The 15,236-nt window shown below is 57.8% G+C and carries 9 protein-coding genes and 1 pseudogene; 9 read left to right on the top strand and 1 reads right to left on the bottom strand.

The genetic code is table 11. From position 1 onward, the window contains the following. The first annotated feature begins 19 nt into the window (after window positions 1-19). The 8 genes and pseudogenes from Q2T94_RS16960 to Q2T94_RS16925 all read left to right on the top strand — a co-directional run. On the top strand, window positions 20-388 hold the full coding sequence (locus tag Q2T94_RS16960) for a hypothetical protein (RefSeq protein ID WP_302265890.1): 369 nt from the start codon (window positions 20-22) through the stop codon (window positions 386-388). A gap of 5 nt (window positions 389-393) precedes the next feature. Next, window positions 394-3,027: a glycosyltransferase gene (locus Q2T94_RS16955; protein WP_302265889.1), complete on the top strand. Its 2,634-nt coding sequence runs from the start codon at window positions 394-396 to the stop codon at window positions 3,025-3,027. A gap of 2,256 nt (window positions 3,028-5,283) precedes the next feature. Next, entirely contained in the window at window positions 5,284-7,395 is a 2,112-nt protein-coding gene (locus tag Q2T94_RS16950) for a glycosyltransferase family 2 protein (protein WP_302265888.1), read from the top strand. Continuing rightward, a complete protein-coding gene (locus Q2T94_RS16945; protein ID WP_302265887.1) occupies window positions 7,392-8,030 on the top strand; it encodes a hypothetical protein in 639 nt (212 codons plus the stop codon). Before Q2T94_RS16950 ends, Q2T94_RS16945 begins: the two co-directional genes overlap by 4 nt. After that, a complete protein-coding gene (locus Q2T94_RS16940) occupies window positions 8,027-9,400 on the top strand; it encodes a UDP-glucose dehydrogenase family protein (protein ID WP_302265886.1) in 1,374 nt (457 codons plus the stop codon). Before Q2T94_RS16945 ends, Q2T94_RS16940 begins: the two co-directional genes overlap by 4 nt. A gap of 377 nt (window positions 9,401-9,777) precedes the next feature. Continuing rightward, window positions 9,778-11,370, top strand: coding sequence for an IS21 family transposase (istA, locus tag Q2T94_RS16935; protein WP_302262617.1), 1,593 nt, complete (start codon window positions 9,778-9,780; stop codon window positions 11,368-11,370). After that, complete coding sequence (locus tag Q2T94_RS16930) at window positions 11,363-12,130, top strand: ATP-binding protein (RefSeq protein WP_302262618.1); 768 nt, start codon at window positions 11,363-11,365, stop codon at window positions 12,128-12,130. The genes istA and Q2T94_RS16930 overlap by 8 nt, the downstream gene beginning before the upstream one ends. A 311-nt stretch (window positions 12,131-12,441) precedes the next feature. Then, window positions 12,442-12,621 (top strand): annotated as a pseudogene (locus Q2T94_RS16925) (IS1380 family transposase); the annotation flags it as partial. 422 nt (window positions 12,622-13,043) lie between these two features. Here Q2T94_RS16925 and Q2T94_RS16920 read toward each other — a convergent pair. Continuing rightward, window positions 13,044-13,916, bottom strand: coding sequence for a GT-D fold domain-containing protein (locus Q2T94_RS16920; protein ID WP_302265885.1), 873 nt, complete (start codon window positions 13,914-13,916; stop codon window positions 13,044-13,046). 191 nt (window positions 13,917-14,107) lie between these two features. Between Q2T94_RS16920 and Q2T94_RS16915 the strand changes: the two genes are divergently transcribed. Next, window positions 14,108-14,728 carry a hypothetical protein gene (locus Q2T94_RS16915; RefSeq protein ID WP_302265884.1) on the top strand — a complete coding sequence of 207 codons (621 nt, stop codon included), beginning with the start codon at window positions 14,108-14,110 and terminating at the stop codon, window positions 14,726-14,728. Window positions 14,729-15,236 lie beyond the last annotated feature (508 nt).

The raw sequence follows: 15,236 nt of genomic DNA, 5'->3' as shown, positions 1-15,236 counted from the left end.
TGAAGGAACGATCGACAAAATGAATAACACGTCAGGCCGCCAATTGGCGGACATAACTGAACGAGCCACGATTCTGCCTCTGAAGCTCCAAGCGGAAAACCAGCGGCTGAAGAAGGAACTGGTCAAACTCTACGAGCGAGAAGCGCAGCTCCTCGAATATATTGACATTCAGGACCGCCATGGGCACGGCACTGCTGCATTGAAACAACTTCCGGCGAAGTTCGTGCTTGGCACGGATCCGATGACCGAGAGCGATCTGGAAACCGCGAATGCACCACGAGCGATCGATCCCAACATGGCGAACCTGCTTAAGCGCTATGATGCCTTGAGCAAATCCAGACTTGGTCGGCTCCAACTGTGGTACTGGCGCACGCGGGCAGGGAAGTAGAAACCATGGATGAAAAGAGCTTGAAAAAGAGACAATCAGCGATTAAGCGCCGCGTTGCACAGCTCACGGACCCGGAGGGTTTTCCCATGGGATTCGATATGAGAAAGCACCTCAAATCCCGGTACCATCGCGAAGCCCTGGCCGGAGCGCATCCTTTCTACGAACCAGCCAAAGACTTCTCGGAATACGACGCACGACGCAAATACTTCAATGAGCAACGGCAGGGCGCCGTGGATGAATACTCAGAGATCGTCAACCGTGCCGAAACCAATGGTCAACGCTGGTACACACCGTTTGACCTGAAGATTGGGATTATTGCGGACGAATTCCTATACAAGAGCTTTGTCAGCACCGCTCTCTTCATTCCGCTGACACCGACTAACTTTCGCGACTTTGCCGGTGAACTCGATTTGGTGCTCGTCACGACATCGTGGCGCGGGCTTGCACAGGAATGGGTCGGTGCCGCGCAGCATAACAGCAACACACGAACGCTGATCGAAGAAGAGCTGATCCCGTACTATCAGGACCTCGGTACCCCTGTTGCGTTCTACTCCAAGGAGGATCCTCCCAACTACGAGGCATTCCTGAGCACTGCACAGCGTTGTGACTTCGTCTTCACCAGTGCCGTGGAAATGATCGAGAAGTACAAGGTTGCTTGTCCGAAGGCAAAGGCGTTCGATGTTCTGCCGTTCAGCGTCGATTTCCGCCATCACAATCCCGTCGGAAGCCGTCGGAACCGAATCAGCGACGTGCTCTTCGCGGGTTCATGGCACAACCACAAGTACAGCGAGCGCCGTGCCGCCGCGTATCGGATCTTCGACGGGGTCATCGCGTCAGGTCGACGTTTGCGCATTATCGACAGGAACTGGGACCTAGACAATGAAAGGTACATGTTCCCCGAGCGCTATCTGCCGTACGTGGAACCGACTGTGCCACACGATGAGCTACTGAGGATCCACCGCACCAGCGATATCGTGATCAACCTGAACTCCGTCGTTAGCAGCTCGACCATGTATGCGAACCGAGTAGTGGAATTGCAGGCAATGGGCTGCACAGTACTCTCGAACTACAACGCCGGGGTCAACGACCAGTTCCCGAATGTCTATATGCCCGAATCGAGCTTCGATACGCAGGACATCATCGCATCGCTCGACGACGACCACCTATACGAAAACCAAATGGGCGGTCTGCGCACTGCGTACGCCGAGCATGCGAATTTCGACCGGATGCGTTGCATGCTCAGTGCCTGTGGACTGGCAAGCAAGGAAAAGCAAACACGGCGCATCGGAGTTGTCGGAGAGCCGGCTGCAGTCGCGATATTCATAGATACCCAGAACTATGCCGGAAAATTGGAGCCCTTCACCGATGCCATCTCGGCCGAGGCTGCCGGAGTCGATCTCGTTTGCGACATCGAAGCCTCCTATTCCTATGGCCAGTACTATTTGCAGGACCTGGTCAACGCAACCAAGTACGTAGACAGTCGATCCATCTTCAAGGCTGATGACACGTTTGAGCGGACCAGCCAACATAACTACACGGACAGGCAAGCACCAGCACACGGATCGCTGACGTGGGTTTCGGAGGGCCATACCGAAACCGCGACTTCCGACAGAAATTATGTCGTAGACAACTTGCAAGTGCGAGCTGCGGCACGTGACCGTGAGGAGATCGCTGCCGTGCCCAAGGCCAAGCTAAGCGTCGTCGTTCCCGTGTACAACAACGGGCGCCACTTGCGGTACAAATGCTTTGAGTCCCTGCGCCGCAGCTCGATCTTTGACCAGATGGAAATCCTATTGATCGACGACGGCTCGACGGATCCGGAAACCGTAGCGACAGTCAAAGAGTTGGCAAGCAACTACACAAATGTTCGCGCCTACCTACATGAAACTGGTGGATCCGGGAGCGCCTCGCGCCCACGCAATGTTGGATTGGAGATGGCGGCCGGTGAGTGGATTACCTACTTGGATCCGGACAATGAAGCTTTGTCGGACGGTTACGCTAAGCTGCTTCAACTAGCAGAGAGAAGCGACTCTCAATTCGCGATCGGAAACATGCTCCGCAATGCCCAGGGGCGTACGCTCACTAACAACGTACGCACCCTTCGTCGGCAGATCTACGAGACCGAGGTCGGGCCCGATACCTACGGGGTAGACGCTCAGGTGCTCTCCAAGATCAACTACACCCCCATGAGCATCCAGGCGCTCGTGGCCAATACGGCATGGTTGCGTTCCCTCGGCATCGAGCAGCCCGTGGGTGCAGTCGGTCAAGACTCGTACTTCTTCCAGCAAATGCTCTATTACGCCACGCAGATCTCTCTTCTTGGAGAACCAATCCACACATATTTCGCGGCAGTCTCCAACTCCACGGTAAATACACTTGGGACCACGTTCTTCCGCAAGTACATTCCGCTGGAACGTTCCCGTGCCCAATGGCTCGGACAGATCGGACTACTGGAGGACTACAAACAACGCAGGTTCGAGGGATTCATCAAAGGTTGGTATCTAGAGAAGCTGAATCGGGTTTCCAAGGAGGAAAGGCAACAGTCCAGCGAAGTGATTGTTGAGCTGGCCGGATATTACGGAGAGCATGAGTGGAAGGATGAAGGACTGCGGGGATTCTTCACCAAGATGAGTCTCTAGCGAGGTTGTCTGCAGCTCCACCCGTCGCGGATAGTGATCGGCACTGCCTATACCCAGTTGCCGTGCTGATCACTATTACGAGGATTGTTGGTCCAGGGAATGCACAGTTCTCGGTGCCGGGCTGCGACAGCTAAACGGCGGAAAGCTGGCGTATCTCGATCATCGCCCAAATCCCCGACACAATGGCGGTTGCTGTGTTCGCTTTCCAAGATACCCACCAAACGGCCGACGGCTGGGCCTTCCTGCTAGACCAGATTTTTTCTCATACCCTAAGACCGTGGATCCCGTGACTCTCGGGAACGGCGGACTGACCGATTTCAGGACAAGTTGGGATGGCCGTGTTGTTGGCCTTTGCGCCGGCTTCCATCCCCCAGTCGGGCTTCTTCTTAAATCGCGCAGAGACTTGCCGCGAGGTGGGTGTCGATGCCGAGAGGTGCCTGCTACTGATGAGTATCCGGGCGATCGAAACCAGCCGGCAGCGCTACTATCCTTTCCTGTCCCAGACCACGGCGGCATGGCCTGCAGGCAGGACCTCCACCTTCATCCAGGAGACGAGGTTCACCACAAGCACCGCCAAGTCTGGCCACAATAGGTTCGATGAAAACGATGCCCCCGTTGCCTTTTTCGTAGCCCCTCCGCCGGATCCGTGAGGAACGACTGGGGTTGCTTGCCTGTCGGTCCCGGCATGATTTAGTCCCCCTGTCAATTGACGATCCGGTGGTACTGTCACCGGTGCCGAAAGGCACCAAGGACATCGCTAATAGGGGCCGGATCAGGACAATTGTTTTGGATCCAGTGGATGAGACGGTAGCTGGGAACCTGCAGGGCGAAGGAAGTCGATGACTGCAGTCATTGTGAATGCAACTGGTGCACGAATTGGCGGGAGACCTCGGCGCTGCCGGTACGAATCCGGCTCTTCTTCGCGGCCAGGTTCCCATGCTGGTCGTGCAACGAGTCGGACAATTGGCCAAGGCTTCGGTGAGCACGGTTGTGTGGTGCGGCGGCGGCGGAGTTGGCGCTCTAGTTTTCCGGCCGCAGCATCGGGGCCAGCATCACCCCGTTGCCCTAATCGATGCTAGCGACCATCGGAGAGGATCCGTACCCGCCCCTGTACGTGCCTGCACTTCCATGCCACTAGAGCTCGGCCAACAAGGGCGACAGCCATAAGCACCTGACCGGACGGACCAGGATGTGGCCGCCTGGTCACGCCGGGGAACGGGCATTCGAGGGCCACTGTCCCGATGGCATGGTGCAGGACGCCTTATCTTTCGTCAATGCATGTCTGGATCGCCGGTGCGCGCCGGAAGATCGCGTGGACCACCTGTGGCTTGGAGCGTTCGTGATTGCGAACCGGGAGCGCATGGCGATCCGTGGAGCTCTCGTCCGGCCGGCACGGGTCCAGCGGGCGACGAAGTACGGGCGGATTGTTGTCCGCACTCAGTTGCTGCCAGCGTGGTCGCGCGGTACGGCTCGTGGACATGGAGCATCGTGGTGGCCAAGGCGCATCCAGACGCTTTCCAACGCCCGCACATTTGCTACCGCTTCGCTACACAGCTGCTACTAAAGGCCCCGTCCATACAGTGCAACCATGGGCGACGGCCTAGGGCTGTTTGGCGGCACGCGCCACAAACCGCGAAATTATTCACGTTGTTTGTACGTGATCACACCAAAATGTCCAAAGAAGTCGGAGTGCATCAACGAGGACCAATAGCCCCGAATACTTGATGGTGAGAGCAGCGTTTTCGTGGGTTCATTCACTGATCAGTTAGAATACTTGAGACTAATCCTTCATGCTTCCTAAGCCGCCCTCTCCATGTGCCGTGACGGCCTGTTTTCAGAAAGATCGCCGATGCTACACACCGATCAGAATTGTCTAGTCTACTATCCAGCCAGATACGAATCCGAGCTCAGGCTGGTATTTGCATACAAAGTTCCTGTCGCACCCAAATCGGTTGTAGCCACATTGAAATGGATACCCCAGGACGAGAGTGATGAAACCGTACTTAACACCTCTTGGTCTCCTGGTCTAGACAGCCATTACGTATATGCACCGGCATCGGAAACTCCAGGGCTCCGCAAAGGGGCAAATATAAAATTTCCTAGTCGTGGAAAAATGGAAATCCGGCTAGTGAATTGGCCCTCGCGTACACCAATTGGCACGGATGTAGTTAGCGGCCTCTACGCCCATACCAACACCTCCGAAACCGGACTTGAATTAGCTACTTTGCAACGAATTGACGAAATCGGCCTTGACTCATGAGCAATAGCATTGATATATCCGTAGTAATTGGATTCCGAAATTGGGGACAGCGGCGTCTGCAGCTCGCAATTAAGAGCATTCAGGAATCGTTTGGAAGCCTCAACGGCGAGGTCATCGTTTCAGACTATGGTTCTGATGACGGGCAGGTAACTCGTGAAGCTATCGAATCAAGTGGCGCTCGGTACATCTTCACCCCCACCGACGGAACATGGTCTCGATCGCGTGCGTTGAACGCCGGCTTCGCCGAGGCAAGAGGGGCGGTCCTAGTCTCGACCGACGCTGACATGATCTTTAGCCCCCATTCATTTGAAGTGATCGGCACGACCCTGCTGAACGATCCGACACTTTGCTTGTTGCTCCAGTGCCGTGACCTACCAAAGACTTGGGGCGACCAAGAAGTCGCGGAAGCGGGATTCAATTGGGACACGTTCGAAAGCGTCTCACGGCTGCGACCGCGATGGGGCATGGGCGGTATGATGGCCGTCCACCGCGATGTTTATGCACGTATTCGTGGGCTTGATGAGCGTATGCACACCTACGGAGGTGAGGACATCGACTTCGCTACTCGTGCCAAACGTGCTGGACAACGTCTCCTCTGGGTGGATCATCCTAATGCGCGGATGTACCACATGTGGCATCAACCAACTAGGGAACTTATCGAAGTCGCACAAGAAGGTCGCGACGCCGTCCAGTACAACAAGAACATTGTTTACAAAGACAAATCCTTCGTGCGAAACACAAGAATGTGGACTCACCGTCTCAACGGCGCTCCTCCCCTGGTTTCTGTGGCAATTGCCACGCACAATCGCGCTCAGTACCTTTCTGAAAGCATCACTTCGGTCTTGGGGCAAACCATGCAAGACTTTGAAATCGTCATCGTTGATGACGGTTCAACGGATGGTACGCGCGAGGTTATTGAGCAATTCGACGACCCTCGGATTCGATACTTCTTCCAGGAACAATCAGGCGTCGCCGCGGCAAGGAATCGAGCGGCTGACGAGTCACTCGGCGCATACACAGCCGTCCATGATGACGATGATTTGATGACCCCATGGCGCCTTCAGTCACAGCTTGACGTACTGGAAGCGGGTATTCATGGAAGCTTCGGATCCTTCGTGAACTTCGATGATGAATCGGGCGAAATGAAGCTCTACAAATCGAGGGCTCTCAATTCGGGTACGATCAATGACTCAGGTGGTGCGCCAGGACATGGAACTTGGCTGCTTGAAACCAGAATTCTGCAGCGCCTTAGGTACGATGAATCGCTTTCGAGTGGTGTTGATAACAACCTGGCACTGAGGATGGTTCGTTCCGGTTTCAAGTTTGTTCACTCTGGTGAAATTTTGATGATGCGCCGGATGCACCCGGGGCAGATAACTGTTTCAGACGAACACACCCAAAAGTTGGCCGCGCGTCAGGCTCGCAAAGTTTTTTCGTTCGGTACCACGCCTCAGGGTTCAACTGAGATGAAGGAACAACGGGGTGCCGCGGATTGGACAAAGATTCGTTTGGCGGATCAGCTTACAGCCCTGCTTCCATACCTACCTGATCACCTAGTGAGTAGGTGGACAGCTGCACCACAATTGGTTTCTGGAGCGGCCGTAGCGGACGCCGTGTCGGTATCGCATGATGGACAAGAGCTGGGTTCGCTTATGGGTTCTGGCCTGATATCTGCCGCAAAGCTTGCGAAACTTACGTCGACTAATTATGCACAGTCCATAGTCGCTGAAATCAGAACCAACTCGTCCGATGACGAGATTTTGTACGACGAGGATCCGGCGATCACAATTAGGCAATACCTCGCAGGGACTGCACGCTCCATCTTGACCGATATGGGCCACAAACGAACTGTTGTGGTTACCGCGTGCGGGACACCTACTGATGTACTACGGCAGTTGAACGAAACAGCGGTCGTCGGCTCGTCCAGAGATATCCAACAAAATGGAACCACCAGTTCCTATACTTTCCTTTTGGATCACACTGGCACAGAGTGGGTTTCCTGGCTCTCATTGGCGACTATTGAAGTGATGAATGTTATGGCGAGACCAACACTAGATCTTTCCATTTCTGTTAATCACGCATCAACTGAAGCCGGGGTCAAAGCATGATCATCACGTGGCTGAGCGAACTTGACGGACAAACTGGATTCTTCGCCGAACCAGGGGATTATGACGGAGCCCCGTACATTTCAAACCTCTGGATGGATTGCGGTCCAACGGACCGCCACTGGGACAGGCAGGCAATTGCGGCATACCTAGTATTCGGCCGTACGTTTGGCGGCCCGGTACACATGCCACATAAGTTCTCTCCAGCCGTCGCCAACGCGATGAAGGTGATTGCCACACCGGTGCAGCTAGATTTGCAGCCCATTGAATATCATGCAAAAAGGCTGCCAATCGGTGAAAGAAAGCTGATTCTAGTGCGCAACAATCCAATACCGGAACGCCTTCTGGATCCAGAGAATCAGATGGAGAGCTATCTGGAAGTACTTCCATCAGACAAGGCTAGTGGGGCCATACGCCGGATCAATGGCCTCACGGTGGCATCCAACGCATGGCTTCACGTGTCAGCGGATGGGCTAGCGTCTTGGTATCCATTCATCGCAATGGCATGCCTTTTTGCCGAAGACCTCGACGCGGGAACCATTGTGGTGCCCGATGAAATTGACACATCTACTCAGGAATGGAAAAACTTGCACTACCTACTCTCAACGGCACGCCTTGGCTTGGAGATCGGACTATGAAGATCACACCTTCAACCATCGCCAACAGTCCTCGCCTGACGGTAATTGGTACCGGTTACCTTGGAGCCACACATGCAGCGGCCATGGCCGAGTTGGGCTTCGAAGTGCTGGGAGTTGATGTAGACCCAGACAAGATTGAGCGACTGAGCCGTGGTGTGCTCCCCTTTCATGAGCCTGATCTACCAGAGTTACTGACCAAACATCTTAGCTCCGGGCGGCTCAAATTTACGACGTCTATCGAAGAAGCTGGGGCTTTTGGGGACATCCACTTCATCGCTGTTGGCACCCCGCAGAAGGAAGGCGAAGGAGGCGCTGACATGACCTATGTAGACGAAGCGGTGAGCGCAATTGCCACTTCGGCGACGCATGATTGCGTCATTGTCGGAAAATCGACAGTACCTGTCGGATCCGCCCGGCGCCTGCAAAACCTAGTTGAAAGCGTCAAGCGGCCCAACGTCAACATCAGCTTTGCCTGGAACCCTGAATTCTTGCGCGAAGGTTTTGCCGTTCAGGATACCCTTCAGCCGGATCGTCTCGTCGTTGGAGCCGACGACGATACCGCGATAACTGCTCTACGCGAAGTGTACGCGGAGGCCATCCTCCGAGACACTCCATTCATCACTACGGACTTTGAGACCGCGGAGCTGGTAAAGGTCGCGGCGAACGCCTTCCTTGCAACAAAGATCTCATTCATTAACTCTTTTGCCGAAGTTACTGAAAGGGTTGGCGGCGATATTCGAACCCTCGCAGATGCAATCGGCCACGACGCACGCATTGGGCGGAAATTTCTCAACGCCGGCGTCGGTTTCGGTGGTGGTTGTCTCCCTAAAGACATCAGGGCGCTGCAAGCACGAGTCAGCGAACTCGGACTAGACCGCACCATGGCCTTCTTGCATGAGGTCGATAACATCAATCTACGCAGACGCGAACGCGTCATCGATGTTGCGCACTCACTCACCAACGGAGTGAACAAGAAGAAGATCGCTGTCTTGGGGACTACCTTCAAGCCGAACAGCGACGATGTCCGCGATTCGCCGGCACTAGATATTGCTGCCCGTCTCTATGGACAAGGGGCCGACGTTCGAGTTTACGACCCCAAGGGCATGGAGAACTCCGCCAAGCGGTTCCCGCGGCTAACCTATAGCGAATCGCTCGAGGCTGCTTTGGAAGGAGCTGAACTCGTGCTTCTCCTCACAGAGTGGCAAGAGTTCTGTGAAATGGATCCGGTGCAAATTGCCCTATTAGTCGATTCCAAGACGATTGTCGACGGACGAAATGTCTTAAATCGCACGAACTGGATCGATGCAGGATGGGATTATCACGCCCTCGGGTTAAAAGCGGTACACGCCGCAGAAGTTGCATTGGTCTAGCCTGAAATTACATTTGAAATCTACCCCGGATCCGCACGGTTCCCGGGCATTTCCGCGTTTTGGACTAGAAAACGAAGCCACCTGAAGTTTTCACAAAAAATCCTCCGATTCCAGACGCGCAGGCGTCCGTTGTTGCCGTGGAACCGGACACCAAGGGCATGCACGTAGCCCTCAACACCACCCACCGGACCAACCAAGCCGGCGTTCATGTCGTTTACCAATCCGCCCTGGTGGCAGATATGCCTAGTTGGTACGCCCATTCCACGTAGGTGGTACCCCATTTCCGCGTAAGTGGTACCGCTTGGGGTTTCGCCGTGTTTCGCTGGACGGATTCACCGCGCATCCGGCGCCGTGAATCCGAGACAGGAGAAACGCAAATGGTGGACCACAGGGCGATCATGTCGTTGCTGTTCAAGCACCGCAGCTACGCGGAGATCACGGTGTCGACGAAATGCTCACGCCGCGACGTGTCGATGGTGAAGAAGGCTATCGAATCCGGCGGCATCACCGCGGAGCAGTGCGGGACCATGAGCGCGGCGGATATCGCCGCACTGTTCCCCGACGGGCGCAGCAACGTTTCCTCGGAGTACGTGCAGCCCGACTTCGGACGGGTTGTCGCCGCGATGAAATCGAACCGGCACTTCACCATCCAGCAGGCCTGGACCCGCTACATGGATGCCGCGCCAGGTGCCGGGAAGAAGTACCGGTACTCGCAGTTCGCCGAGCTCTTCGGCCGGTTCGCCGAGGCAAACGACGTCGTGGCGACGCTGCGCCACGAGCCGGGCAAGTCGATGTTCGTCGACTGGGTCGGGGACACCCTGGACGTGCAGGACGCTGTCACCGGCCAGCTGCACAAGGCCTACCTCTTTGTTGCCTCGTTGCCGTTCTCGGGGCTGGTGTTCTGCGAGGCGTTTGCGAACATGAAGCAGGACGCCTGGAACCAGGCCCACGTGGACGCGCTGGCCTTCATCAACGGGGTCACGCAGATCATCGTGCCTGACAATGCTTCGACCGCGGTGCACCGGCGGCAGCGCGGGGACACCGAGCGGGTGGTGACCGCCAGATACCGGGAGCTGGCCGAGCACTACGGCACCGCGATCGTCCCGGCCGCACCGTACCGCCCGCGCCACAAGGCCCACGTCGAGTCGATGGTGAACACGGTCGAGAAGCGGGTCATCGGCTACCTGGCCGAGGAAACCTGGACCACCTTCGCCGAGCTGAACGAGGCCATCGCCGAACGCCTGGTGGACATCAACGAACGCATCCACCGACCCGACGGAACCACGCGGCAGGAACGCTTCGATGCGGAGGAATCTCCTTTCCTGCTGCCGCTGCCCGAGCTGCGGTTCGAGTCGGTGGAGTGGAAGGAACTCAAGGTCGGCAGAAATTACCATGTCGGCGCGGACTACCAGCAATATTCGGTGCCCTACCAGCTGGCGGGTAGGACGCTGCGGGTGCGGCTCACCGGCACCACCGTCACGATCTTCGACGGGCAGCAGATCGTTTGCGAGCACGCCCGCAAGCTCGGGCGCAAGGGCCAGTACTCCACGGTGCCGGAGCACGCCCCGGAGCAACACCGGAATATCGACGGGCTCTGGTCGCGGCAGTGGTTCCTGGATCTGGCACGCGGCTTCGGACCGGCCACCGTCCAGGTGATCACCCAGGTCCTGGACCGTTTCCCGATCGAGGCGCAGGGCTACCTGCCCTGCCAGAACATCCTCGGCGGGCTGGGCAAGAAGAACAAGGCACGCCTGGAGGCGGCCTGCCAGCAGGCGCTGAACCTGGGCGGGTATCCCACCTACAGCACGCTCAAGAGGATCATGGCCGCCATTGCCGGTGATGCCCAGGCCGGCGGCCCGCCGGTGCCGGCGGCAAGCAACGAGAAGAACACCACCTCGGACCCGGGCCAGCCCGGTGTCATGGTGCGCGGCGCGGACCACTACAAGATCGGCGGCCAGCGCAATGTTTAGCCCCGAAGCCCATGAAAAGTTCAAGGCCCTGCGCATCACCCGCCTGGCCTCGAAGTTCGAGGAACTGGCCAACGACGAGGCCAACCACCGGCTCACCGCGGAGGAACTGTTCCACGAGGCGGCCGACGACATGCTCACCGAGCGGCGGTCCGAAAGCATCGCCAAGCGCTCACGCCAGGCGGGATTCCCCATCCCCGGCGCCTCGCTGGCCGAGATCGACTACCTCGACGGCCGGTCCATCAGCGAGCGGAGCATGAACAAATATGCCACCCACCAGTGGAGCGCCGACCCGATGAACCTGATCGTCATCTCGCCCTCAGGCGGCGGAAAGACCTACCTGGTTTGCGCCATCGGAAACGCGGCCTGCCAGTCGGGGCACACCGTGTCCTATTCCAGGATGGACGACCTGGCCCGCAAGCTCGTGGCGACCCGCAGCGATGCCATCGCGCACCAGGAACTGCTCAACAAGCTAACCGAGGTTGACCTGCTGGTTATAGATGATTTCCTCACCGTCGGGATCGACCAGAACGCGGCCAGCGACCTCTTCGCGATCCTCGCCGACCGCGAGCACCGTCTCCCGACCGTCATCGCCGCCCAAACCGATCCCAGCTACTGGGTCCAGGCCCTGCCCGACCGGGTGGCGGCGGACTCCATCGTCAACAGGCTGGCGAACAACACCCGCTGGATCCTGATGGGCGACCGCGACATGCGCCGGACCAAGCACGACCAGGCCCGCGCCAGCGAGGAATTCTGGGAGTAAACACCGCCCGCACACCCACAAGCGGGAACACCGAGGTGGTGCCGGGAAAAGGATCAAGATCCGGTGCCCGGTACCACCTGTCCGGAAGGCCGGTACCACTTACGTGGAACATCCGTACCATCTAGGCATATTTGCCACCCTGGTACGCCGCACCTACCGCCGGGACGGGAAGGTCAAGCACGAGATCCTAGCCCGGGATTTTCATGAGGGTTCCGGCCCGAGGATGTGTTTAACAGACGAAAGGGTGCTCTGAACTGGGAAAATAAAGGTGTCTAAGCCAAATATTCCTGATTCAAGGGAGCACCCTTTCGATGCTTAAGAATACCGGAGTTTTCCCCGCAGTTCCTGTCGCCCCGACCGGCCAGTCGCTCATCTCGCACGCCGGACTGAACGTGCTGACCTCGTTCGTGGACTCACTCGGTTTCAAGGAACTCTGCGAGAACCGGTTGGGTCAGTTCGTACCCGCCCAGGCACGCCACCGCCCCTCACAGCCAAAACGGCCCAAAGCTCAGCGCTCACCCATAACTCATTCCAAGCAATGCCGATCACCCGGAAATCCTGGCTAGTCGGAAGCAAAAGTGGCATCTGGAAACCTTCTACACGGTGACCTCGGTGCCGACGTACCAGGCCAGCCCGGCGCAGCTGGCGGGTTGAGTGCGCTGTCACTACGGAAGTGAAAATGGCCTCCACTAAGGGGATGCCGTTTTTCTGTAGGAAAACACCACGCGCAACGGCGAAGACCGCGGATCGTAACCATCCTGCAGGAGAATAGCCATCACCATACTCAAATGTCTCGGCCAGGAAAACCTAGCCAAAGCCTCTCGGCACCTTCGATACCCCCGTTACCCCGGGGAGAATCATTGAAATGATCCGATTCAGCTCACGCTAGCGACATTCCAGGAGCCCTGGGACATCACGGTCGGGGCGTAATCTCCTGGGGGCGGAACATGCCGCGGTATGGGGAAGCTTGCAAAGCAGACGGGTCGGGCGTAGAACCCAAGAAAATACCAGGCCACCTGGACTCGCCCGCCAACGCCGCCTGGCCGTCAACAATGGCCCGCTTACCCTCGCGGGTCGGCACGTTCGCCCAATAATCGAACACGCTCCCGATGTCCAAGGCGAACCCACCGCGGGACTTGACGACCGAACAATACTCCTTGGCGAGCAGGCCAGCTCCGATCAAGTAGAGATGACATGGCCCGTCCGGGCGGAGCCGGTCCTTGATCCGCTCGTAAGCGTCCGGATAGTGCTGATCCCTGTTGTCGCCGTTCAGGGCATACTGACGCTCCACCGGTATTAAATGCTGGTTCGCAGTAATGTGCGGGTAGGCGTCCTCGAACTGGTCAAGCACATCACGGCCAGTAATCAGAGTGACCCGTTGCGCTATCTTAAGTAGACGATCCAGCACTCCGGTACTCTGCATGTAGATATGTACGTTCGGGTGGCAGGCTGTCATCCACCCCAGCCCGGCGTCGGACAGCATTTCTTCGTGGACGACGCACAACTCGTTAGCTTCATAGGAGTCGTACATGCCCACAACATCGGCCGAGTTGACCGCCTGCACCATCCCCGCGCGGACATCGCCGACCTCGGCATCCGTATATGGGCGATCGGACATGGCGCGCTGAAACACATACTGGATCCGGACCGCCGGTACGTTCGGGTACTGGAGTACAGATAGCTCGCCATCACCGATACGAATTAGTGAGAATGGCGCCTTGGCCGCCCACTTGGCGCGGATCAAGGGCTCAATGTCATGCAAACGAACGAAATTAACGGGGGTCATGAAAACGACTTTATCAACCGTTGAGGAATACCACGCCTTCCCGAGTATTGTGCGTCGCATCGCCTGGTGCTGCGTTGGTCAGGGTGGTTTTATTGGCCCGGCCGGCGCTGGAAGGCTGATCCGTTCAGAGACCGCGCTGATTCCACACGAAGGGGCCCCATCCCGGCGGTAGGCATGATCGGAAAAAGTCGTTGACATGGGCACTGAACCAGCGGCGAGAAGCGGACTCGATGATGATCGAGGGCAGCCCCGAGCTGACCGAGAAGGCATTGCAGGCAGACAAAATTCCGTGCCCTGCCCGTTCGGCGCAGCTGCGCCCCCACGGGCACGCCCGCACCCGCACCGTGAGGGGCCTGTGCGATGAGCGACTGACGCAGCAGCCCCGGTGCGCCCGCTGTACGAGCTGCAGACGCACCCAGGTATTGCTGCCGACCGCGCTGTCCGCCCGACGAGCAGCCGACACCCTCGAGGTCATCGGGACCGCAATGGCAGCCCAGGCCGTTGGCAGCGGCCACCGGATGATCGCCACCCAAATGGGCCGGCCCCTCTCGGCGGGGCGCCGCTGGGGGCGCCGCGTGCCGGAACACCACGCCCACTGGCTGTATGAGCAGGCGGTGCAGCACGCGTTTCGCCTCAAGCCTGACACCCTAGTTCGTCGCATGCGGTGGCCGAACCTACTCGGCTGGAGCTTGAATGTTCTGGCCGGTGCCGCACTGGCCCACTGCCGCCGGGTGGGCCCCGAGCTGCCGCCCTGGACCCCGGGCGGGCTCTTCAAGCGAGGTAACCTGCTGAGCCCGCCGCTGCGCACCTGAATAGTGGCCAGACCAAGAATTGCTGAACTCTTAAACGGACGTCACCGTGACGACGACACTTGTGGCTATTTCCATGTGCCCGGCAGCGTGCAGACGGCCGCGTCACGATGACGACCAAACCCACCACTCTCATCGGCATCCACGGCGACGCCGCCATCATCAAATAACGCGCTCGGCAACTACGAGCCAGGCTCACTGACGTTCCGGTCCATATCGACTTGATCCTCATCAACGTCGTCCTGACAATCGGCGCAGATCGAATCCCGGTCTGCGCTATCCAGGAGGACACCAGCCACGGCAGACACGTGATCAGGGAACTGCAGGTCCTGACGCCCACCCGGAAACTGGCGTTCAACTGCCCCGGGGCCGCCCAGCAGATCGCCAGACTCACTGCCACCAGGGACCGGAAGCGTGGATCAAAGACATCTCCCAAGGCCGTTGGGCACTTGAGCACAAGCTGCATCTTGTCAGGGATGTGGCGTTCCGGGGAGCACGCAATCGGAATCCG

Source organism: Paeniglutamicibacter sulfureus (assembly GCF_030512175.1).
Lineage (GTDB): Bacteria > Actinomycetota > Actinomycetes > Actinomycetales > Micrococcaceae > Paeniglutamicibacter > Paeniglutamicibacter sulfureus.
Note: the sequence above shows the minus strand (reverse complement) of the source record. Positions and strands in the feature narration are given on the sequence as shown.

Coding starts and splice junctions, on each gene's coding strand:
- Q2T94_RS16960 (WP_302265890.1), top strand. CDS start 20: ATGAATAACACGTCAGGCCGCCAATTGGCGGACATAACTGAACGAGCC.
- Q2T94_RS16955 (WP_302265889.1), top strand. CDS start 394: ATGGATGAAAAGAGCTTGAAAAAGAGACAATCAGCGATTAAGCGCCGC.
- Q2T94_RS16950 (WP_302265888.1), top strand. CDS start 5,284: ATGAGCAATAGCATTGATATATCCGTAGTAATTGGATTCCGAAATTGG.
- Q2T94_RS16945 (WP_302265887.1), top strand. CDS start 7,392: ATGATCATCACGTGGCTGAGCGAACTTGACGGACAAACTGGATTCTTC.
- Q2T94_RS16940 (WP_302265886.1), top strand. CDS start 8,027: ATGAAGATCACACCTTCAACCATCGCCAACAGTCCTCGCCTGACGGTA.
- istA (WP_302262617.1), top strand. CDS start 9,778: ATGGTGGACCACAGGGCGATCATGTCGTTGCTGTTCAAGCACCGCAGC.
- Q2T94_RS16930 (WP_302262618.1), top strand. CDS start 11,363: ATGTTTAGCCCCGAAGCCCATGAAAAGTTCAAGGCCCTGCGCATCACC.
- Q2T94_RS16920 (WP_302265885.1), bottom strand. CDS start 13,916: ATGACCCCCGTTAATTTCGTTCGTTTGCATGACATTGAGCCCTTGATC.